Raw genomic sequence first — 20,283 nt, forward strand, 5'->3', positions numbered from 1 at the left:
CTTTCACTGTATCATCATCAACGGGCGTGATAGTACACGATATATCGTGTTGACGGTATCGGGTTTTTACCGTGCAACGGCGAGTCTCAGTCACAATCTCGCGATCGACCCAGTGTAATTGCGCTGCGATGAGTCCTTCTGAATAGAGTCGAGGATGATCATGGCCTTGACCGACGAGCAATACATTACGCGCAACGTCCTTATCGACCACATACCAAGGCGCTTCGCTACCGTTGCCACCTTTAAGACCGCCAATGCCTAAGCCTTTGCGCTGACCCAAAGTGTGGTACATCAACCCTTGGTGCTCACCAATCACGTCGCCCTCAGTGGTTTCGATAGGGCCGGGCTGTGCGGGTAAGTACTGCGACAAAAAGTCAGTGAACTTACGCTCGCCGATAAAGCAAATGCCGGTTGAATCTTTTTTCTTCGCCGTCACCAAACCTTGCTCTTCCGCGATTTGGCGTACCTGCGGTTTTTCTAAATCGCCCACAGGGAACAGGCTGCGTGCCACTTGATCATGGCTAAGCGTGTACAAGAAATAGCTTTGGTCTTTGTTATTGTCTAAGCCGCGCAGCATTTGCGCTTTTTCGCCGTTTTCAGGGAAGGTGCGACGGACATAATGTCCCATGGCAATATAATCGGCATCCAGCACTTCGTCGGCAAACTCGAGAAACGCCTTAAATTTTATTTCTTTATTGCAGAGAATATCAGGGTTGGGCGTGCGACCCGCTTTGTATTCGGTTAGGAAGTGCTCGAAGACGTTGTCCCAGTACTCAGCGGCAAAGTTAATGGTGTGCAGCTCGATGCCAAGCTTGTCACACACATCTTGCGCATCGGCCAAGTCTTCTGCAGCAGAGCAATACTCCTCGTTGTCATCCTCTTCCCAGTTTTTCATAAACAGGCCTTCTACCTGATAACCCTGTTGTTTCAACAAGTAGGCAGAAACGGAGGAATCAACACCGCCGGACATTCCGACAATCACTTTTTTGCTGCTGTTATCTGACATGGTGATCACAAATGCTGCTATCAATAAACGGACGCTGAGTTTAACAGAATCAAATCGCCGGATACAGATGTGATAGGGCTCACACGTTAACCGTTATCCAAAGTGGGGAGATGGTTGCGTGGCCTGTGACCGAGGCGGCATATGTCAATACTATTAATACTTGGGATTGGGTGCCGCGCAAAGACCCTCCGCGCCATGGATGGCGCGGCGGAGCCTCCAGGGATGGATTCACGGCGTGTCTATGCGTGGTATCCAATCTCAGAGCGGTGACGAAAGTTGCTGTGGAAGCTTGGCTTTATCGAGCCTTTTTCAACGGTGCGCGCTTGGACGAGCGAGTGCGTCGGCGTGGTGCTTTCCCTTTAGCGCCTTTGGATTTAGGGGTGAACTGCTCGAAGCCTTTCGGGGGCGCAACCTCACGCCACTGGCCCGGTTGCAAATCATCCAGCTGCCATGGGCCGAGTTGGGCGCGAATCAAGCGCAATGTCGGGTGGCCGATGTGCGCGGTCATCCGGCGTACTTGCCGATTTCGCCCCTCTTGTAGCACCACCTCTAACCAAGTGGTGGGAATGTTAGCGCGATAACGCACCGGAGGGTGGCGTTCCCATACGGTGGGCGGGGCGATCTTGGCGACATCGGCGGGCAGCGTCAGACCATCTTTCAGTTCAACACCGTCACAGAGCGCCTGAATCGCCTCATCGCTGGGCTCGCCTTCGACTTGTACCCAATAGGTTTTGGGAGACTTGGATGAAGGTTGGGTGAGTCTGGCTTGTAAGGCGCCATTATTGGTGAGCACCAGTAAGCCCTCGCTGTCTTTGTCGAGCCGACCGGCCGGGTACACGTCTTTCACCGAGACAATGTCGGCCAGTGTACTGTCACTGGGCTCGCCACTAAACTGGGTCAACATGTTATAAGGTTTGTTAACAAGTATCACTTTGGTGGCGACGGTGGCCGCTCGGGGGGCCTTTCCGCCTTTGGCCGATGGAGCTTGGGTGTTTGAAACAGCCTTTGACGCTGGCTGGGGGCGGGCTTTATATGGCATGGGGGCTGTCAAATAGATTAAACGGCAAATGAGACTTCCGTATTATACACGTAATAATCTGTTTGGCGTGTTGTATGAATTCGAGTATCCTCAACTCGCATCTTACACAAAGATAACAAATGGACGCTAGGAGATTAAAATGGAAAGTAAAGTAGTTGTACCGGCGGAAGGTCAGAAGATCACACTCGACGGCACAAAACTGGTAGTCCCTAACCACCCTGTGATCCCTTACATTGAAGGGGATGGCATCGGGATGGATGTTAGCCCTGCAATGATCAAAGTTGTTGATGCAGCTGTTGCTAAAGCCTATAACGGTGAGCGTAAGATTTCATGGATGGAAATCTATACTGGTGAGAAGTCTACCAAGGTATATGGTGACGATCAGTGGCTGCCAGCTGAAACTCTCGACTTTATTCGCGAATACAAAGTGGCTATCAAAGGGCCACTGACGACCCCAGTGGGCGGTGGTATTCGCTCATTGAACGTGGCGCTTCGTCAAGAGCTCGACCTTTATATCTGTGCGCGTCCGGTACGTTACTTCACTGGCGTTCCTAGCCCACTGAAAAAGCCAGAAGACACGGACATGGTGATCTTCCGCGAAAACTCAGAAGACATCTACGCGGGTGTTGAGTTTAAGGCAGGCACTGCCGAAGCGGATAAAGTGATCAAGTTCCTGCGTGAAGAAATGGGTGCCAACAAAATCCGTTTCCCTGAGCAGTGTGGTGTAGGCATTAAGCCAATCTCAGAAGAAGGCACCAAGCGTCTGGTTCGCGCCGCTATCGAGTACACCATCGATAACGACCGTGACTCGCTGACTATCGTCCACAAAGGTAACATCATGAAGTTTACCGAAGGGGCGTTTAAAGATTGGGCATACGAAGTAGCCAATAAAGAGTTTGGTGCCGAGTTGCTTGATGGCGGTCCGTGGATGACGATGAAAAATCCAAAAACCGGTAAAGAGATCATCATCAAAGATTCCATCGCGGATGCCTTCTTGCAGCAAATTCTGCTGCGTCCTGCGGAATATGACGTGATTGCCACCATGAACTTGAATGGTGATTACGTATCTGATGCCTTGGCCGCACAGGTTGGTGGTATTGGTATCGCCCCAGGTGCCAACATTGGTGACGGCGTGGCGCTGTTTGAAGCGACCCATGGCACGGCGCCAAAATACGCCGGTCAAGACAAGGTGAACCCAGGCTCACTCATTCTTTCAGCTGAAATGATGCTGCGTCATATGGGCTGGTTTGAAGCGGCTGACTTGGTGATCAAGTCAATGGAGAACACCATCGCTAACAAAACAGTGACGTATGACTTCGAGCGCCAAATGGAAGGGGCAAGCCTCCGTAAGTGCTCTGAGTTTGCTGACGAGATGGTCAAGCAAATGTAATCACTGCCTATCAGTGAAGACCAAACCCGGCTCAGTTAGCCGGGTTTTTTAGTTGTAGCAGAGGGGATAATCCACTTGGGCTATCAGTTTATATCCTCCCACGACAACGCGGTGCCTTTGGTTAACGCGCGTGTCGCGCGTTTTCCGAGCACCGCATCATAGTGTTTCGGCGCCAACCCAAAGCCAGGACGAATACTGCGCACATTATCGGGCGTGAGTGGCTCACCGGGCGCGATATCCTCACAGACATACAAAGAGCGCCTAAATTGACGGTTGCTCGACTCGGCCTCTCGGGTGGTGAGGGCGCTTTCTCCTAACGCTTGCCACGCCGCGTGGGTTTGCTCGCAAAGCGCACTGAGTGCAGGTGGCGTAAGCGAGAAAGCAGCATCCGGGCCTCCCGAATTTTCAGAGAGCATCACATGTTTTTCAATCACGCACGCGCCGAGTGCCACGGCTGCGATCGCGGCGGTATTGGTCAGCGAATGATCGGATAAACCCGCCAATGTTTGATAGCGGCTGGCTAAGGTTGGAATGGTTCGCAGATGGCTTTGTTCCATCGGCGCGGGGTAGGCGCTGATACAATGAAGCAACACCAGCTCACGACAGCCGTTATCACGGGCGGTCGCTACCGCCTCGGCGATCTCTGTCTCGTCAGCCATGCCGGTTGAGATGATCATCGGTTTACCGGTTTGCGCGGCATAGCGAATCAAAGGCAAATCAATCGCCTCGAACGAGGCAATTTTATAGGCGGGGGCGTTAAGATCCTCGAGCAAGTCAATCGCTGAGCAATCAAAAGGAGAAGAGAATAGGGTGATACCCTCCTTTCGTGCGTGATCAAATAACGGCTTGTGCCACTCAAACGGGGTTTGTGCCCAGCGATATAGTTGGTGGAGACTATAACCATCCCACAGTCCGCCTTTGATCTGAAATTCATCGTGGTCGCAATCAAGGGTAATGGTATCGGCGGTATAGCTTTGCATTTTGACAGCATCGGCACCGCAGGCTTTGGCCATGGAGATGGTTTGCTTGGCAAGCTCAAGGCTACCATTATGGTTGGCCGACATTTCGGCAATGATATAGGGAGGGTGTTGGGGACCGATCAAACGGCCTGCAATCTTAATGTCGTTGTTCATAAACCGCATCGATATTCAGTTTGGTTTGAAGGGCGCTGGCGCCTTGCTGCCACTCATCAGCGGACAAAGACAGGCACACAATCTCGACTGTTTTTCCCTCAGGCAGGGAAAAGGTGCGTTGCCGACTTTGCGGCGTTTCACGAAAGCCAAAGCGTTGATGTAGCCGAACCACCCCCTGATTATGACTGAGCACTTCACAGTTCAACTGGGTCACGCCCAAGGTCTCAAACGCTAAGCTTAATGCGCCAAACTCCATAAGCGCGCCGCTGCCACGCGGTGCATCCGGAGCCGCATAAAAAGCCCAGGTCGCACTTGTCCTATTCTCGCTATCGAGGTCAAGATTGACCACGCCAAGTGGCTTGTCCGGTTGGCCGTCTACGCGCTTGTAAACGATATAAAAATAACGGTGCGTGCTGGCGAGCATATGGCTGAACCATGCCTTGTGCTCATCATGGCTAATTTCATGCTGGGTGTACATAAACTGGCGGACATTGGGACGGTTGCGCCAATGCCATAAAGTGTCACTGTCCGCGTGACTCACCGCTTTAAAAATTAGTTGCATAAGTCATGCTCCAAGACCGCGACCACGCGCTCTGCGCCTTTTCCATCAGTGATCGCTGGAAGGGTAGGAAGCTGATGCCAGTTTGCCGCGAGGTGCTGCAGTGCAGACGCGTAATCTTGCCAGCGAGTGTGCTCACCGCGTCCCAAGTACTGATAGCCTGGCTGTCCGGCGAGATACTCGGCCATGGCGTGTTGGTTTTCCGCCACACACACCAAGGTGCTCGGGACCCCCAAGCAGCTGCGCTCAATGGCGGTCACACCTGCCGCCCCAAACGCGTAGCGTGCCCGTGCCATCTGGGCATCAAAGTCCGACAGTGCTTCCACCACGCTAACCCCATCGGGGACAGACGCTTTACACAATGCGTCGCGGTCTGGGTTACGTCGTCCGGTGACAATTAATAGCGAGAAAGGCAGTCTCTCGCGCTTCTGCTCTTTTGCTAGGTGTTTCACCGCGTCCACGAGCTTGCGGCTTTCACCGGTCGGATCCGTGCCGGAGAAAAAGGCGATCACCTTATCTTCCCGCGGCGGCGGAGACTGATGTAAGGCGGCAAAGGCTGGACGCAATAGTGCATAGTCTGGCCCCAATAAGCATCGGGTTTGTGAATTTAAAAGCTGTGACGCATAGCGCGTGGTAAGCTCAGGCCAAGGGTTTTGATCGAGCAAAAACGCGCAATCGTGGGGCCGATTGGCGAGATCATCGACCACCATCACCGGACAGCCCAATTGGATATGAATCGATTGTTCCCAGCGGGCATCTAAGGCGTAATGATCCACCACCATTAAATCCACCGGCTGGTTAGCCACGCATGCGCTTGTCTCGTCGGCATCTTGCCACTGGCTCACACCCAGCCAGTCGGTGTTGCTAAGCGAGTTTTTGGGAGCAGGCAACACCGCCACCGTTAAGCCTTGTTCATGGCTGACCGCTATTAAATTTCCGGGTAAATCGCGACATACCAAGGTTATCTGATGGCCAGATGCTTGTAGCATGCTAGCCAACACGTGCATGCGGCTGACGTGCCCGGTGCCTATCGCTTGGGAGGCATCGACTCGAATGGCAATATGGCTCATAGCAAGGCCTGTTGCTCCAACAGTTGATACATTAGCTCAGCGCGTAGCCAGTCGTCAGGTTCATCAATGTCTTGCACGCGGTAATGAGGGATCAACACGGCTTTCGAGTGGGGAGCAAAAACCGGCTCGCGCGCTAAAAACGCACTTGGCGTGCCCCAGTAAAACATTCCCGCATCGTGGTACGCCGGTTGTAAGTCTTGGGAGCGCGTGGTGAAGTGCTCGGGCCACAACATGCTGACACTGCCATCGGCATCGACATGAATACTGCGCTGAATTGGAAAGGCGTAGCGGGTGGCGGCAAAACTGTATTTGACGGTGTCGCCGTTCAGTAACGCTAAGCCTTGGTGCAAGTCATCCGTGGTGACAAAGGGAGTGGTCGCATACAGGCAGCATATCGCTTGCAAAGGCGTGTGCTGTGGCGACGGGTTCAGCCACTGGATCGCATGTTCAAGCACATCCAAGGTCGTGGCGTGATCACCGGCAATCTCGGCGGGACGTACAAAAGGCACTTCAGCTCCGGCATCGCGTGCCACACTGGCAATGTCGTCGCAATCGGTGGAAACCAAGACGCGATCGAATAGCCCACTTTGACGTGCTGTCGCAATGGCATAAGTGATAATGGGCGCACCGTTAAACAGTTTGAGGTTCTTGCCCGGAATGCGTTTGCTGCCACCTCGGGCGGGAATAATACATACATTCATCGGTCACGCGTCCTCAATGGCTTTTTGTAGCGCAGCAATCACTGTATCTTGCTGTTGCTCGGTTAAATCGGGGTAAAGCGGCAAAGTGAGCGCGCCCGCGTAATACTGTTCGGCAAGCGGGAAGTCTCCGGGCTCGAAGCCCAGAGCCTGATAGTAAGGTTGCGTATGCACAGGAATATAGTGCACGTTCACGCCAATGCCTTGCGCACGCATTGCTTCAAAAACGGCGCGGCGTGTATCGGCGTGCTCAAGCTCAATCAAATACAAATGCCATGCCGACTCAGGATCTAAAACGGGCCGCTTGACGGGCAAATCGGCCAGTGCCTGATGGTAACGCTCGGCGAGTGCAAACCGTCTGGCGATAAAGGAACGAAGCTGAGTTAGTTGTGAACGGCCAAGCGCGGCATGAATATCCGAGAGGCGATAGTTCATCCCCAATGCATGCTGCTCATAACCCCAAGGCGGTAAGGGTGCGTGGCTATCTTCTGCGTCACGGGTGATCCCGTGGCTACGCAACTGACGCAGTGCTTTCGCCAATGTGACACTTTGGGTGGTGGCAACCCCAGCCTCTCCCGCGGTGACCACTTTGACTGGATGAAAACTAAACACGCTAATATCGCTGTACTGGCATCTACCCACCGCCGCTTCTTGATAGTAGGCGCCCATCGCATGTGACGCATCCTCAATAATGGCTACCTGATAACGCTTGGCGAGCGCGGCAATCTCGGCCATTGGCGCACTTGCACCGGCCATATGCACCACCACCAGCACTTTGGGCAAGGTGTGAGTAGCGGCCGCTTGCGCTAGCTTTTTCGCGAGCTGCTGGGGGCATAGGTTACGTGTGTTCGGGTCGATATCGACAAAGTCCACCTCGGCACCACAGTATCGGCCACAATTGGCTGACGCGACAAAGGTAATGGGCGAGGTCCATAAACGATCGCCTGGGCCTAGTTCTAGGGCCAGACAAGCGAGATGCAGGGCAGATGTCGCGCTATTGACGGCGACCGCATGCGCCGCCCTGGTGAGTTCGGCGACGGCGGCTTCAAAAGCCGGAACTTGCGGGCCTTGCGTCAGATAATCACTTTTTAGCACCTCAAGCACAGCGGCGTAGTCTTGCTCACTAAGATGCTGCTTTCCGTATGGGATCAACGCCATACTCCTTTACTGCTCGGCGTCGAGTTGCAAAATGGCCTCGACGGTTAACACATCTGGGTTAGTACCTGATTGATACTCAAAGCCTTCTGGCACGGGCTGTCCTTTTTCGCCCAACGCATTTTCTCGATAGTCATCATCGGCATCGTAGAACTTAATGGTGGGACAAATCACGTAATGATCGGCAAATTCGAGCGTCAGGTGCGCATCATCAGCCGGACACATCACTTCATGCATTTTTTCGCCGGGGCGAATGCCTATCACCTTGACGGGCGTGTTTGGGGCATAGGCGCTGGCGAGATCCGTCAGGCGAACCGATGGGATCTTAGGAACAAATATTTCCCCGCCATACATGCGTGAAAAGTTTTTCAGCACAAAATCCACCCCTTGCTGCAAGGTAATCCAAAAACGGGTCATTTCAGGATGGGTAATGGGCAAGTGATCCGCGCCTTCCGCTGCCTTTTTCTTAAACAAAGGCACCACAGAGCCGCGCGAGCCGACCACATTGCCATAGCGCACCACCGAAAAACGTGTCTTTTGGCCCCCGGTCATATTGTTAGCGGCGACAAACAATTTATCTGAACACAGTTTGGTGGCGCCATAGAGGTTATTAGGGCTGGCGGCCTTATCGGTCGAGAGCGCAATCACCTTTTCCACTCCGTTGGCAATCGCGGCTCGAATCACATTCTCTGCACCGTGAATGTTGGTTTTGATACACTCCATCGGGTTGTATTCGGCGGCAGGTACCTGCTTGAGCGCAGCAGCATGAATCACATAATCAATGCCTTGCATCGCTTGCATTAAGCGATCGCCATCACGCACATCGCCGATAAAATAGCGCATGCAAGAGGCGTTAAAGGTTTGCTGCATTTCATATTGCTTGAGCTCATCGCGAGAGAGCACCACGAGGCGACGTGGTTGATAGCGTTCAAGCAGGGTGCGGACGTACTTTTTACCAAAAGAACCAGTACCGCCGGTGATCAGAATGGATTTGCCGTTAAACATAGGACGCCTTGTCACTAACTGTCGGGAATACAGGCAGTTTAACTGATCTGAGCAGGATTTGGCGATCTGCTACGGCCATGACGCGCGATTAAGCGACATCAAGCGGTTTTATTTTTTCTACCTCGTGTTTAATTGATTGCGACGCCTCCCAAAGATCAACGGCCCTTTGCGCATTGAGCCAAAACTCAGGCGAGTTACCAAACAGACGAGCGAGACGGAGCGCCAGCTCCGGGCTTATGGCTTTGCGTTCATCCAGTACGGCAGTCATCGATTGACGAGAAACGCCCAAAGCATCAGCCAATTGTTCTACACTCAAGCCGTAATCGGGCAGAAAGTCTTCGCGCAACATGGCTCCAGGATGCGTCGGTTGGCGTTGCATGCCAGTTGTATTGAAAATCGTCATCACTGTTACCTCATTAGTGGTAGTCGCAAACCTCGACGTCATACGCGTCACCGTCTTCAAAGCGAAAGCAAATGCGCCACTGTTTGTTTATCGCTATTGCATATTGCCCTTGTCTGTTTCCTGACAAAGCGTGAAGGCGATTACCGGGCGGTACCTTGAGATCATCGAGCTGTGTGGCGAGATCGATATACTCCAACTTTCTTGCCGCACTTACCGCCAGCTCGGTAGGGAACCTCTTTGATGTTCCCTTTGAGTATAGTGCCTGCGTTCGTTTATCTGCGAATGATTTGATCATGCATCAAACGTATTTTGGCATGGGATGAGCGTCAATCAAAGGCGTGTATTATCTCTTAAATTGCGAGTGAGATAACTTGCGTTACACAAAGCGCCGCAGTTGTGCGGCGCTTTGAAGGGACCATGTTTACGCTAACGCGTGCGTGGCCGTTAGCCTTGATGACGAGAGGCGAGGACTTCGGTCACTTGATGGAGGCTAAGCTCTTGGTCTTGCAGCAATACCAACAGGTGATAAAGTAAGTCGGCGCTTTCGTTTAATAGCTCGGCCTTATCGCCTGCCGTGGCAGCGAGGGCGACTTCGACCCCTTCTTCTCCGACCTTTTGCGCGATACGCTTGGTGCCTTTGGCAAATAAGCTTGCGGTGTAAGAGTCATCAGGCGCGGCGTCTTTACGGCTGGCAAGCACTTGCTCTAGGCTCGACAAAAAGCCGGGCCCCGTGTGTGGTGGTTTGTTATCGCTGTCAAAGCAGGTGGTCGTGCCGAGGTGACAGGTGGGCCCGTGTGGCGTGGCCGTGACCAACAAGGTGTCTTGATCGCAATCGAGTGCAATGTGCTCAAGGCTCAACACATGGCCGGAGCTTTCGCCTTTTACCCAAAGACGCGACTTGCTGCGCGACCAAAAGGTGATGCGACCGGTTTCGAGCGTCGCGTTCAGTGCATCGGCATTCATGTAGCCCAGCATCAACACTTGGCCGCTATCGCTGTGTTGGATAATCGCAGGCACCAAGCCGGCGTTTTTCTCCCAATCGATACGTTCTACCCACGCTGCCGTCATACTCTTACCTCGATCCCTTGTTGTTTTAATGTTTGTTTTAATTCGCTTATCGCGATGATTTGCTTGTGAAACACCGAAGCGGCCAGCGCGCCATCGACATTCGCTTGTAAAAAGGCGTCGGCGAAATGCGACATTTCACCGGCACCGCCGGAGGCGATCAGGGGCACCTGACAGCGCTCTCTCACCATGTTGAGTTGGGTTAAGTCATAGCCTTGGCGCACGCCATCGCGGTTCATCATATTGAGTACGATTTCGCCCGCGCCTCGCTGTTGGACTTCCTCAACCCAGGCAGCGGTTTGCCAAGGCGTGGCCTGAGTACGGCTTTCATCGCCGGTAAATTGATAGACTTGATATTGCCCGGTCGCTTCATCGAAGAAAGAATCAATCCCGACCACCACGCACTGCACGCCAAACTTATTGGCCAGCCGAGTGATCAAACTTGGGTCGGCCAAGGCGGGTGAGTTAATCGATATTTTATCCGCGCCGAATTCCAAGATTTGTTGGGCATCGGCTTCGGATTTAATTCCACCGGCGACGCAAAAGGGGATATCAATTACTTCTGCGACGCGACTGACCCAGCTTTTATCGACCACGCGGCTGTCACTGGAGGCGGTGATGTCATAAAACACCAGCTCGTCGGCGCCTTCTTCAGCGTAGCGTTTGGCGAGCGGGACGATATCGCCGATGATTTCGTGATTGCGAAATTGCACGCCTTTGACCACTTGTCCGTCGCGGACGTCCAAACAAGGAATTATCCGTTTTGCCAGCATGCGATCGCCTCCTCTGCGCTAAAGTTGCCTTCCAGTAGGGCGCGGCCGACGATCACGCCTGCCACACCGGTATTGCGCAAGGCGCGAATGTCTTCGAGACGGCCAATGCCGCCTGATGATTGAAACGCAATGCTCGGATAGCGCTGACACAAGTCGCGGTAAAGCGCCACATTGCTGCCTTGCAAGGTGCCATCGCGGGAGATATCGGTGCACAGCACATGCTCTAGCCCGACGGACAAATAATCGTCGAGTAGCGCTTCAATGGTGACGCCGGAGTCTTGTTGCCAGCCGGACACCGCCACGCGTCGCGTCCCGTCGCTGTCGATATGAATATCGAGTGCCAATACAATGCGGTCAGGGCCGTAGGTTTGCATCCAGCCTTTAACCAAATCGGGGGATTTAACCGCGGTGGAGCCGATCACTACGCGCTGCGCACCGGTGTTCAGTAGCTCAATCACGTCCATTTCGGTGCGCACGCCACCGCCAATTTGGATATTGGCAGGCGTTGATTGCAGAATTTCGGTGATTAAATCAACCTGACGCGCGGTCGGATCTTTGGCACCCGTTAAATCCACGAGATGCAACCAATCCGCTCCGGCTTGATGGTAACGCGCAAACTGCTCACGCGGGTCAAAACTGTAGTTGGTTTTTTGCTGATAATCCCCTTGATAAAGGCGCACCACTTGGCCATCTATCAAATCGAGTGCTGGTATAATCATCCTTGCTTACATCTCCAAAAAATTCTGAATCAAACGCGCGCCCACTTTGCCCGAGCGCTCAGGGTGAAACTGAACCCCATAGTAGTTGCCTTGATTGATGGCCGCACTGAACGCATGGCCATAATGACATTGTGCCAAGGTGTAATCACCGACCGGCATCGCGTAACTATGGACAAAGTAAAAGTGGCTACCCGCGGGAATGCCATCGAATAAGGGATGGTCATTAACGGTGGCGACCCGGTTCCACCCCATGTGAGGGAGAGGCTGCCCTGCGGTATCCATCAGCTTGGTGGGGGCGGGGATGTGACCGAGGCACTCGACCGGGCTATCGCCTTCATCGGAGTGCGTCCCCAACATTTGCATACCAAGACATATTCCCAGCAGCGGTTGCTCCACTTGCTTAACCAAATCCACCAAGCCGCGTTCGGTGAGGTTCTTCATCGCTTCACTGGCGGTGCCGACGCCGGGCAAAAAGAGTTTATCCGCCCCGAGTACCACGTCAGGATCGCGGCTTAGCGTGGCTTGAAACCCCAAACGCTCGACAGCAAAGCGCACCGAGGACACATTGGCGCAGCCGGTATCGATAATGACAGTCTGTTTGCGCATTACAGCACTCCTTTACTGCTTGGCAGGGCGTCGCCTTCGACCTTGATGGCTTGACGCAAGGTGCGGCCAAAGGCTTTAAATAAGCTTTCCACCAAGTGGTGGGTATTTTCGCCTGACACGGTTAGGTGCAGGGTACAGGCCAAGGTGTCGGTCAATGAGCGGAAGAAGTGTCCTACCATTTCGGTCGACATGTCGCCCACTTGTGGCTGCGGGAAGCTGGCCTCAAATTTCAAATAGGGGCGTCCAGATAAATCCAATGCACATTGCGCCAAGCATTCATCCATCGGCAGGCTAAACCCAAAACGGCCAATACCGCGTTTATCTCCCAGCGCCCGTTTGAGTGCGTCGCCCAACGCCAGGGCGGTATCTTCAATAGTGTGGTGGTCGTCGATGTGCAAATCGCCTTTGACGCAAACGTTGAGCTGAAAGCCGCCGTGGGTGGCGATTTGGTCTAACATGTGGTCAAAAAAGCCCAATCCGGTTTCAATGCGACTGCCGCCACTCTTATCCAGGTTAACATCCACCTGAATGTCGGTTTCTTTGGTGGCTCGGGTGACGCTGGCCAATCGCGGCTGCTGAGTGAGGCGCTCGACAATCTGTGGCCAGCCCATCACGTCGCGTTGATATTTGATCCCTTGTAGCGCCATATTGTCCGCTAAAGTGATATCGGTGTCGCGATCGCCAATCACCGCTGATTGGGCGAAATCAATTCGGCCTTGCTGTAGATAGTCTTTCACCAAGCCTAGTTTGGGTTTGCGACAGCTACAGTCATCGCTATCAAAGTGCGGGCAAATCAGTACGTCTTCAAAATGGATCCCTTGTGAGCGAAACAGGGCCATCATCATGTTGTGTGGCGCATCAAAGTCCGCTTGCGGGAAGCTCTCGGTTCCCAGACCATCTTGATTGCTCACCATCACCAAGGTGTAACCTGCCGCTTGCAGGCTAAGTAGTGCGGGGATCACGCCCGGCTCAAGGGCTAATTTATCCAGACGATCCACTTGATAGTCTTCAGGCGGCTCCACAATCAAGGTGCCATCACGGTCAATAAATAAAATCTTGTCTTTCATAGTGGTTGTCCTTATTCACTGAGTTGCTGGCGGATAAAGGCCAGCACTTTTTCACATTCGTCACGGTTACCAATGCTGATGCGCAAGCTGTTGGCTACGGCGGTCTGGCGCACTATCATGCCGGCACGCCCTAAACGTGCGAACACCGCGTCAGCGTCATCTAGGGTGATGAGCAGATAATTGCCAAAACCTGGATGCACCTCGACGCCTGGCAGCATACTGAGGCCGGCTTGCAAATAGGCACGATTGGCGGTCAAATCCAAAACCTGATACTTCATCCGCGCTAAGCCCGCTTCGGAGAGCACTTGCTCGGCAATATCTGCCACGGGCACCGGCACCGGATACGGCGGGATCACCTTGAGCATCAAGTTAATAATCGCGGGACTGGCGAGGGTAAAGCCGCAACGCAGTCCCGCCAGAGCGAACGCTTTTGATAGCGTGCGCAAAATGGCCAGATTATCAAAGCGTGCGAGCAAATCGGTGCAGGTCGCTTCTGGACTAAATTCAATATAGGCCTCATCTAGCACCACAATCGCGCGACCTTGGGTACGGGTGAGTAGCGCCTCAATGTCGTCACGGTTAATGAGATTGCCAGTCGGATTATTAGGACTACACACGAAGATAAGCTTGATGCTGGCATCTGCCTCCAAGGCGGTATCAATCCCTGCCATGTCTAACTGCCAGTCGGCGGTGAGAGGGACTTGGGTGGTGGCGATCCCTTGGTTTTCGGCACTGACCGCATACATGCCATAGGTAGGTGGGCAAATCAGCACGCTATCTTGGTTTGGCTCGCAAAAGGCACGCAGCAACAAATCAATCCCTTCATCGGCGCCACGAGTAGTGATGACGTGGTTCCTTGCTACGCCGGCATAGTCTGCATAGGCATTAATCAATGATGCTGGCTGGCAGCTGGAGTAGCGATTGAGCCCTTGGCCGCTTACGGTGTAAGCATTGTCAAAGGGCGACTCGTTGGCATTGAGCCAGACATCCCCGCTGCCACCGATGCGGCGGGCTGACTGATAAGGCGTGAGCGCTTGTACTTGCTCACGGGCGAGTTTTTCGATGCTCATGCTAACGAGTCCTCTGAGTCTTGGGTTTGTTGTAGTTTAGTCAGACGAATATCGACCGCTTGGCGGTGTGCATCCAAGCCTTCTGCTTCGGCAATGCGCATCACGGTCGGGCCCAGTGTTTGTAACCCAGTGTCGCTAAGCTCTTGCACCGTCATCCGCTTGGTAAAGTCGGCCAGTCCAAGGCTGCTATAGGTGCGTGTATAGCCATAAGTGGGGAGCACGTGATTGGTGCCAGAGGCGTAATCACCCACAGACTCGGGCGAGTAGGCCCCTAAGAAAATCGAGCCGGCGTTATCTAACAGTGGCAATAAATCCCTAGGCTGTTGGGTTTGCACAATCAAGTGCTCCGGCCCATAGCGGTTAGAAATCGACACGCACTGAGTGAGGGTGTCGGCAATGATAATCACACTGCTGCCCAGCGCTTGTTTAGCAATCTCTGCGCGGCTGAGCGTGGTTAATTGCTGCTGCACTGCATCCGCCACTTTCTCTGCCATTTCTGGCGCAGGGGTCACCAGCACCACTTGCGAGTCGGGGCCGTGCTCCGCTTGGCTGAGTAAATCGGCGGCCACAAAGTCTGGATCTGCGCCGGCATCGGCAATCACTAACACTTCCGAGGGGCCAGCAGGCATGTCCATGGCTGCACCATTGGCGGCCAGGCTCACTTGCCGTTTGGCTTCGGTGACATAGGCATTGCCCGGGCCAAAAATTTTATCCACCTTGGTCACACTTTGGGTGCCAAAGGCCATCGCCGCCACCGCTTGTGCGCCGCCAAGGGTATAAATTTCATCAATCTCACACAGTTTGGCACAGTATAAAATCTCATCGGCCACCGGCGGTGGGGTACACAGCACCACTTTGCGGCAGCCGGCAATTTGTGCGGGGACGCCCAACATCAATACGGTAGAGGGCAAAGGCGCGCTGCCGCCGGGAATATACAGCCCTACGCGGTTAATCGGGCGAGTGATGGACTCGCAAACCACCCCCGGCATGGTTTCGACTTTCAACGGCTGGGCTTTTTGCGCGCGGTGAAAGGTGCTGATGTTGTCGTAGGCTTGGCGTAAGGCGAGTTTGATATCTTCTCCCAAGCGCGCTTCAGCCTCGGCCAAGGTCGCTTTGTCGAGCTTGACGCTATCGAGTTCGACACCATCGAACTTTTGGGTCAATGCTTTTAAGCTTTCATCTCCCCGCTCACGGACATCGGCGATAACCTCCGCGACGCTCGCTTGGGTTTGCGCGCCGGTTGTGATCGCAGGGCGGCGCATCAAGCCTTCTTTTTGTGACTCTCCGAGTGATTTCCAGACTACTGTTCGCATGGTGACTTACTCCATCATCTTTTCAATCGGCAGGACCAAAATTGAGCTTGCACCCAACTGCTTCAATTTTTCCATGGTTTCCCAGAACAGGTTCTCGGTACTCACCAGGTGCACAGCGACACGGCTCTTCTCATGTGCCAAGGGCAAGATGGTGGGATCTTCCGCGCCAGGAAGTAACTCGACCACTTGCTCTAAGGTCTCGCTGGGTGCGTGGAGCATGATGTATTTGGACTCTTTGGCTTGGATGACCCCTTGCATGCGGGTGAGCAAGCGTTCAATCAATGCGGTTTTCTCTTCACTGAAGCTGCCTTCGCGCTGAATTAATACCGCTTTAGAGCGGAAAATCACCTCGGCCTCTTTCAAGCCGTTGGCTTCTAAGGTGGCACCGGTTGAGACCAAATCACAAATCGCATCGGCGAGTCCTGCTCGTGGCGCGACTTCGACGGAGCCATTGAGCATACAGGTGCTAAAACTCACACCTTGCTTATCCATGTAGGCTTTAAGAATGTTGGGGTAGGTGGTGGCAATGCGTTGGTTGGCCAGATCTTGTGGGCCGTTATAGCTTTTGTCTTTATCGAGGGCGATAGAGAGACGGCAGCCGCCAAAGTCGAGGCGGCGCAGCAGCTGGTACTGGCTGGGCTCGCCCAGCTTGATGCGCTCAAGGCGAACCTCTTCTAACTCGTTTTCACCAATCACCCCTAAATCAACCACGCCGTCCATGATAAGGCCCGGGATATCATCGTCACGGACCAGTAGCAGATCGATGGGCATGTTTTCGGCGTGAACCACTAAACGCTCACCGGTGTAATTGATTTTTACCCCGCAGCGTTTGAGTAACTCTTGGCACTCCTTGGCGAGACGGCCCTTTTTTTGGATGGCGATACGTAAGCGTTGTGTTTGCATGTGTGCTTCCTTGTCTAAAAATGAAAAGCTAAAAAAGAAAAAACCCTCGGAAGACGGTGCTCCCGAGGGTCTGAATCTGTTAGCTGGCTAATGACCGACGGAAGCGCTTTTTACTCGTCTTCCAGTCGAAACCATTCCTCCCGAAAGACTAGTCAGGATGATGGTGGTGATGCATGGTCATTAGTGCTGTAATCATTGTTGGTCGTCCATTATCTAACGAAAGTACGCTCTGTGATAAAAATAAGCTCTATACCAAAAAGCTTAACTGTTTATGACCATATCAAAATCCGTTTGGATTGCAACCAGTCAAAGCGCGTTTTTTTCACGTGTCTTTATGCCAGGTCGTACTAAGTATGTGTCATGCTAAGTAATTGTCGCCATCGCCGTAAGCGTCGCTATCGCCATGAACAGCGAGAGCGTCGACACCGAGGCTAGACATAAATATCGAGTTCACCGTCTTTTTTAGGTGTTTTTTCCTCGTGCTCTTGGTGCGGTTGCTGAGCGTGATCATTGAGATCGTCTAGCCGCCGCTCTTTACGCGCATCAATGTGTTCCGATTTGCGGATCGCCCATACTTTCGTGGGCGGTGCATGCGGCGTGCGATACACAGGACTCAAATTGCCAAGCCAGTTCATGATGGGTCCTCCTTTGGTCTTACTATTAGTATCGACCACGAAGCACCAAACTTGATGATTTTTTAACCAGAGTTTATTTAGAATAGCGAGGCTAGGGGGCTAGCTGCAACACTTTTTAAATTTACGTCCGCTTCCACACGGGCAAGGATCATTGCGCCCCGCTTTTAAATGGCCGGGGAAGACACCATCGATATATCGCCACTGAAGCTGTCCATCGATCGTCTCTTTAACAAAACGAGAACGCTCATGCAGACATTGGGGCTGGCCGTCCGCGATAAAGTGGGCTTTGAAGGTCACAAAGCCAAGTTCACCTTGCTGCAACACCTCGCTATCGAAGACCTCGAGTGACTGCCACTGATGTTGGGTCATGGTGGCAATGTCTTCACGAAACGATTCGGCGCCACATTCACTGTGATAGGTCGCAACAATAAAATCTACCAAGCCTTTGGGATGTGCGCTGTAGCGAGCACGCATCAATTGCTCAGGGTGGGCAGCGTTGGCCGGATGTTGATGAACGGGCGCGCAGCATTCGGCGTAGGGTTTGTTACTACAACAAGGGCATAAATCAGTCTGCATAAAGATCTCTTAACGATGGGCTGAACAGCTTAGTGATGGGTAAAGTCGCGAGTTTGTAAGTCACAGCCTTGCGGGCCACACACTAATACCGACCCGTGTTGGTACCAATCGCCTAACACGATGCGCTGGTAATCGTGGCCTTGATCACACCATTGATGGACATGGGGGCGATGGGTATGGCCGTGAATCATGTTAACCACTCCCGCGTCATCTAACTGGCGCTGCACTTCTTGTGGCGTGACATCCATGATGGTTGACGACTTTTGCTGGTTGGCATTGGCACTGCCTGCGCGCATTTTGGCCGCAATCTTACGGCGCCATGTTAGCGGCAAGCACAAAAAGAGTCGCTGCAACCAAGGCTGGTGGACTTTGCGGCGAAACGCTTGATAGTCAACATCCTCTAAACACAAGGTATCCCCGTGTAAGATCAGGGTAGGGGTGCCATATAAATCGATGCACTCAAGCTCGTTTAACAGCGTCACGCCGGTTTCTTTGGCAAAGCGTTGGCCAATCAAAAAGTCGCGATTGCCATGAATAAAATACACCGGCACGCCTTGCTCAGTCACTGCAGAAAAGGCGGCTTTGATTTGTTGGTGGAACGGGCTGTGGTCGTCATCGCCAATCCACACCTCAAATAAATCCCCCAACACATAGAGTGCGTCGGCCTTTATCGCCTCTTTGTGCATAAAACGTTCAAAGCAGTCGGTAATATCTGGCCGCGTTGGGCTTAAATGGAGATCGGCAATAAAGAGGGTATGTGACATGCGTTGGCTTTATGGTGGTGATAAAAGAAAGGGTAGCCTTGGCTACCCTTGCTCGATAGTGTCATCTTAGTCTTCAATAGTCACGCTATTGATCAACACTTCTTCGACCGGCACGTCCTGGTGCACATAACCCCAGTTACCGGTGGCAACACCTTTGATCTTGTTGACCACGTCCATGCCCTCAACCACTTCGGCAAACACACAGTAGCCCCAGCCATCTGGTGTCTTCGCTTTGTGATCCAAGAACAGGTTGTCATTGACGTTGATAAAGAATTGCGAGCTTGCTGAGTGCGGCTCCATGGTACGCGCCATCGACAAGCGACCGGTCAAGTTGCTTAGGCCGTTGTCTGCTTCGTTTTTAATCGGTGCACGCGTTGCTTTTTCTTCCATGCCAGAGGCCATGCCACCGCCTTGGACCATAAAGCCGTCAATCACGCGATGGAACAGGGTTCCATTATAAAAGCCGTCACGGCAGTATTGTAAAAAGTTCTCGACCGTGGCCGGTGCTTCGTCTGCAAACATGCGGAGTTTGATGTCACCGAACGTGGTATGAAGAGTCACCATGATGTAATCCTGTCATTGGCTTGGCTAAAAAGGATCCCAGATTTTAGCCGAAAGTATTCGCTGATCAAGAAAAGATCCCCTGGATGTGGAATTAATCATCATCCCTGTACGCTTCACTGGCCTCTAAGCGGCATCGCAGTGATTAAGATGCAGGCTCAACATGCGCGAGCAACTTTTTAAGCAACACGGCGAGCTCGGCTTGCTCTCCGGCGGTGAGGCCCGCCAAGAGCTGGTGTAAATTGTTGGTGTGATCGGTCACTGCATCATCAATTAAATCCATGCCCGCGTCTGTCAGTGACACATACACGCCACGGCGGTCATTGGGATCCGGGCTCCGAGACACCAAGCCTTTTTGTTCGAGGCGATCAATACGGTTAGTCATCGCGCCCGAGGTGAGCATCAGGGCATCGAGCAGCTGGTTGGGGGTTAACGTATAGGGCGAGCCCGCACGTCGTAGGGAGGCCAACACATCAAACTCGCCAGGGTTGAGGTTATATTGACCAAAGACTTGTTGTAGTTTGGGGTTAATATTGCCCAAAACCCGCGCGAGTCGGCCGGTGATCGCCATCGGACTGGGGTCAATATCCGGGCGCTCGTCGTGCCATTGGCGTAAAATGAGGTCAACTTTGTCCTCTTGGGGAGCGGAAGGGGTTGCGTTATCAGTCATTATTTTGCCACTTCGGTTAGTCTCAATAAGATCGGTGAGTGCCAATCAGTCAGAGGGCCAGTTTGCCTAATAAATACTTATCGATAAAGATTCTTCACTGAAA

Annotated in this window: 23 protein-coding genes, 1 pseudogene and 1 other annotated feature; of the genes and pseudogenes, 1 reads left to right on the forward strand and 23 read right to left on the reverse strand. The window is 53.0% G+C overall.

Annotated features, from left to right (window positions below; genetic code table 11):
• Positions 1-1,006: tRNA 2-thiouridine(34) synthase MnmA (mnmA, locus tag BZG14_RS09365; RefSeq protein ID WP_077608622.1), on the reverse strand; the 1,006-nt coding region annotated here is incomplete at its 3' end.
• A gap of 409 nt (positions 1,007-1,415) precedes the next feature.
• Positions 1,416-2,045 (reverse strand): annotated as a pseudogene (locus tag BZG14_RS09370) (pseudouridine synthase); the annotation flags it as partial.
• A 139-nt stretch (positions 2,046-2,184) separates the two neighbouring features.
• Here BZG14_RS09370 and icd point away from each other — a divergent pair.
• Positions 2,185-3,435, forward strand: a complete 1,251-nt coding sequence (gene icd / locus BZG14_RS09375) for an NADP-dependent isocitrate dehydrogenase (RefSeq protein WP_069361198.1) — start codon at positions 2,185-2,187, stop codon at positions 3,433-3,435.
• A gap of 83 nt (positions 3,436-3,518) precedes the next feature.
• Here icd and pseI read toward each other — a convergent pair whose 3' ends face one another.
• The 21 genes from pseI to BZG14_RS09480 form a co-directional block, all read right to left on the reverse strand.
• Positions 3,519-4,568, reverse strand: a complete 1,050-nt coding sequence (gene pseI / locus BZG14_RS09380; RefSeq protein WP_077608604.1) for a pseudaminic acid synthase — start codon at positions 4,566-4,568, stop codon at positions 3,519-3,521.
• Positions 4,552-5,130 carry a UDP-4-amino-4,6-dideoxy-N-acetyl-beta-L-altrosamine N-acetyltransferase gene (gene pseH, locus BZG14_RS09385; protein ID WP_077608605.1) on the reverse strand — a complete coding sequence of 193 codons (579 nt, stop codon included), beginning with the start codon at positions 5,128-5,130 and terminating at the stop codon, positions 4,552-4,554. The genes pseI and pseH overlap by 17 nt, the downstream gene beginning before the upstream one ends.
• The gene (gene pseG, locus BZG14_RS09390; protein ID WP_077608606.1) at positions 5,121-6,197 is read right to left on the reverse strand and encodes a UDP-2,4-diacetamido-2,4,6-trideoxy-beta-L-altropyranose hydrolase; all 1,077 of its coding nucleotides are present in this window, start codon (positions 6,195-6,197) and stop codon (positions 5,121-5,123) included. Before pseG ends, pseH begins: the two co-directional genes overlap by 10 nt.
• The gene (pseF, locus tag BZG14_RS09395) at positions 6,194-6,898 is read right to left on the reverse strand and encodes a pseudaminic acid cytidylyltransferase (protein WP_077608607.1); all 705 of its coding nucleotides are present in this window, start codon (positions 6,896-6,898) and stop codon (positions 6,194-6,196) included. The genes pseG and pseF overlap by 4 nt, the downstream gene beginning before the upstream one ends.
• A 3-nt stretch (positions 6,899-6,901) precedes the next feature.
• On the reverse strand, positions 6,902-8,047 hold the full coding sequence (gene pseC, locus BZG14_RS09400; protein WP_077608623.1) for a UDP-4-amino-4,6-dideoxy-N-acetyl-beta-L-altrosamine transaminase: 1,146 nt from the start codon (positions 8,045-8,047) through the stop codon (positions 6,902-6,904).
• Positions 8,048-8,059: 12 nt separating this feature from the next.
• Positions 8,060-9,055: a UDP-N-acetylglucosamine 4,6-dehydratase (inverting) gene (pseB, locus tag BZG14_RS09405; protein ID WP_077608608.1), complete on the reverse strand. Its 996-nt coding sequence runs from the start codon at positions 9,053-9,055 to the stop codon at positions 8,060-8,062.
• Positions 9,056-9,143: 88 nt separating this feature from the next.
• Positions 9,144-9,500 (reverse strand): HigA family addiction module antitoxin, encoded by a 357-nt coding sequence (locus BZG14_RS09410; protein WP_241824648.1) that lies wholly within the window; start codon positions 9,498-9,500, stop codon positions 9,144-9,146.
• Positions 9,472-9,753: a type II toxin-antitoxin system RelE/ParE family toxin gene (locus BZG14_RS16105; RefSeq protein ID WP_077608609.1), complete on the reverse strand. Its 282-nt coding sequence runs from the start codon at positions 9,751-9,753 to the stop codon at positions 9,472-9,474. The genes BZG14_RS09410 and BZG14_RS16105 overlap by 29 nt, the downstream gene beginning before the upstream one ends.
• A 149-nt stretch (positions 9,754-9,902) precedes the next feature.
• The gene (hisIE, locus tag BZG14_RS09420; RefSeq protein WP_077484844.1) at positions 9,903-10,526 is read right to left on the reverse strand and encodes a bifunctional phosphoribosyl-AMP cyclohydrolase/phosphoribosyl-ATP diphosphatase HisIE; all 624 of its coding nucleotides are present in this window, start codon (positions 10,524-10,526) and stop codon (positions 9,903-9,905) included.
• Complete coding sequence (gene hisF, locus BZG14_RS09425; RefSeq protein ID WP_077608610.1) at positions 10,523-11,296, reverse strand: imidazole glycerol phosphate synthase subunit HisF; 774 nt, start codon at positions 11,294-11,296, stop codon at positions 10,523-10,525. Before hisF ends, hisIE begins: the two co-directional genes overlap by 4 nt.
• On the reverse strand, positions 11,278-12,015 hold the full coding sequence (hisA, locus tag BZG14_RS09430) for a 1-(5-phosphoribosyl)-5-[(5-phosphoribosylamino)methylideneamino]imidazole-4-carboxamide isomerase (RefSeq protein WP_077608611.1): 738 nt from the start codon (positions 12,013-12,015) through the stop codon (positions 11,278-11,280). The genes hisF and hisA overlap by 19 nt, the downstream gene beginning before the upstream one ends.
• A gap of 6 nt (positions 12,016-12,021) precedes the next feature.
• Positions 12,022-12,621, reverse strand: coding sequence for an imidazole glycerol phosphate synthase subunit HisH (gene hisH / locus BZG14_RS09435; RefSeq protein WP_077608612.1), 600 nt, complete (start codon positions 12,619-12,621; stop codon positions 12,022-12,024).
• The gene (gene hisB / locus BZG14_RS09440; RefSeq protein WP_077608613.1) at positions 12,621-13,688 is read right to left on the reverse strand and encodes a bifunctional histidinol-phosphatase/imidazoleglycerol-phosphate dehydratase HisB; all 1,068 of its coding nucleotides are present in this window, start codon (positions 13,686-13,688) and stop codon (positions 12,621-12,623) included. The genes hisH and hisB overlap by 1 nt, the downstream gene beginning before the upstream one ends.
• 11 nt (positions 13,689-13,699) lie before the next feature.
• Positions 13,700-14,752: a histidinol-phosphate transaminase gene (gene hisC / locus BZG14_RS09445; protein ID WP_108743543.1), complete on the reverse strand. Its 1,053-nt coding sequence runs from the start codon at positions 14,750-14,752 to the stop codon at positions 13,700-13,702.
• Positions 14,753-14,754: 2 nt separating this feature from the next.
• On the reverse strand, positions 14,755-16,071 hold the full coding sequence (hisD, locus tag BZG14_RS09450; protein WP_077608615.1) for a histidinol dehydrogenase: 1,317 nt from the start codon (positions 16,069-16,071) through the stop codon (positions 14,755-14,757).
• A 6-nt stretch (positions 16,072-16,077) separates the two neighbouring features.
• Entirely contained in the window at positions 16,078-16,974 is an 897-nt protein-coding gene (gene hisG / locus BZG14_RS09455) for an ATP phosphoribosyltransferase (protein ID WP_077608616.1), read from the reverse strand.
• A gap of 34 nt (positions 16,975-17,008) precedes the next feature.
• Positions 17,009-17,147: a sequence feature (His leader region), on the reverse strand.
• A gap of 258 nt (positions 17,148-17,405) precedes the next feature.
• Positions 17,406-17,609: a hypothetical protein gene (locus BZG14_RS09460; RefSeq protein ID WP_021022348.1), complete on the reverse strand. Its 204-nt coding sequence runs from the start codon at positions 17,607-17,609 to the stop codon at positions 17,406-17,408.
• A gap of 99 nt (positions 17,610-17,708) precedes the next feature.
• Positions 17,709-18,185 (reverse strand): YchJ family metal-binding protein, encoded by a 477-nt coding sequence (locus tag BZG14_RS09465; RefSeq protein ID WP_077608617.1) that lies wholly within the window; start codon positions 18,183-18,185, stop codon positions 17,709-17,711.
• Between the two features lie 29 nt (positions 18,186-18,214).
• Complete coding sequence (lpxH, locus tag BZG14_RS09470; RefSeq protein WP_077608618.1) at positions 18,215-18,949, reverse strand: UDP-2,3-diacylglucosamine diphosphatase; 735 nt, start codon at positions 18,947-18,949, stop codon at positions 18,215-18,217.
• 66 nt (positions 18,950-19,015) lie between these two features.
• On the reverse strand, positions 19,016-19,513 hold the full coding sequence (locus BZG14_RS09475) for a peptidylprolyl isomerase (protein WP_069361219.1): 498 nt from the start codon (positions 19,511-19,513) through the stop codon (positions 19,016-19,018).
• Between the two features lie 142 nt (positions 19,514-19,655).
• Complete coding sequence (locus BZG14_RS09480; RefSeq protein WP_077484873.1) at positions 19,656-20,180, reverse strand: MarR family winged helix-turn-helix transcriptional regulator; 525 nt, start codon at positions 20,178-20,180, stop codon at positions 19,656-19,658.
• Positions 20,181-20,283 lie beyond the last annotated feature (103 nt).

The organism is Salinivibrio sp. IB282, from assembly GCF_001995685.1.
In the GTDB taxonomy this organism is placed as follows: domain Bacteria; phylum Pseudomonadota; class Gammaproteobacteria; order Enterobacterales; family Vibrionaceae; genus Salinivibrio; species Salinivibrio kushneri.

Coding starts and splice junctions, on each gene's coding strand:
- BZG14_RS09480 (WP_077484873.1), bottom strand. CDS start 20,180: ATGACTGATAACGCAACCCCTTCCGCTCCCCAAGAGGACAAAGTTGAC.
- hisF (WP_077608610.1), bottom strand. CDS start 11,296: ATGCTGGCAAAACGGATAATTCCTTGTTTGGACGTCCGCGACGGACAA.
- hisIE (WP_077484844.1), bottom strand. CDS start 10,526: ATGACGGCAGCGTGGGTAGAACGTATCGATTGGGAGAAAAACGCCGGC.
- pseB (WP_077608608.1), bottom strand. CDS start 9,055: ATGTTTAACGGCAAATCCATTCTGATCACCGGCGGTACTGGTTCTTTT.
- pseG (WP_077608606.1), bottom strand. CDS start 6,197: ATGAGCCATATTGCCATTCGAGTCGATGCCTCCCAAGCGATAGGCACC.
- hisG (WP_077608616.1), bottom strand. CDS start 16,974: ATGCAAACACAACGCTTACGTATCGCCATCCAAAAAAAGGGCCGTCTC.
- BZG14_RS09460 (WP_021022348.1), bottom strand. CDS start 17,609: ATGAACTGGCTTGGCAATTTGAGTCCTGTGTATCGCACGCCGCATGCA.
- BZG14_RS09465 (WP_077608617.1), bottom strand. CDS start 18,185: ATGCAGACTGATTTATGCCCTTGTTGTAGTAACAAACCCTACGCCGAA.
- pseH (WP_077608605.1), bottom strand. CDS start 5,130: ATGCAACTAATTTTTAAAGCGGTGAGTCACGCGGACAGTGACACTTTA.
- hisB (WP_077608613.1), bottom strand. CDS start 13,688: ATGAAAGACAAGATTTTATTTATTGACCGTGATGGCACCTTGATTGTG.
- BZG14_RS09475 (WP_069361219.1), bottom strand. CDS start 19,513: ATGGTGACTCTTCATACCACGTTCGGTGACATCAAACTCCGCATGTTT.
- BZG14_RS16105 (WP_077608609.1), bottom strand. CDS start 9,753: ATGATCAAATCATTCGCAGATAAACGAACGCAGGCACTATACTCAAAG.
- lpxH (WP_077608618.1), bottom strand. CDS start 18,949: ATGTCACATACCCTCTTTATTGCCGATCTCCATTTAAGCCCAACGCGG.
- BZG14_RS09410 (WP_241824648.1), bottom strand. CDS start 9,500: ATGACGTCGAGGTTTGCGACTACCACTAATGAGGTAACAGTGATGACG.
- hisH (WP_077608612.1), bottom strand. CDS start 12,621: ATGCGCAAACAGACTGTCATTATCGATACCGGCTGCGCCAATGTGTCC.
- pseF (WP_077608607.1), bottom strand. CDS start 6,898: ATGAATGTATGTATTATTCCCGCCCGAGGTGGCAGCAAACGCATTCCG.
- icd (WP_069361198.1), top strand. CDS start 2,185: ATGGAAAGTAAAGTAGTTGTACCGGCGGAAGGTCAGAAGATCACACTC.
- hisD (WP_077608615.1), bottom strand. CDS start 16,071: ATGCGAACAGTAGTCTGGAAATCACTCGGAGAGTCACAAAAAGAAGGC.
- hisA (WP_077608611.1), bottom strand. CDS start 12,015: ATGATTATACCAGCACTCGATTTGATAGATGGCCAAGTGGTGCGCCTT.
- pseI (WP_077608604.1), bottom strand. CDS start 4,568: ATGAACAACGACATTAAGATTGCAGGCCGTTTGATCGGTCCCCAACAC.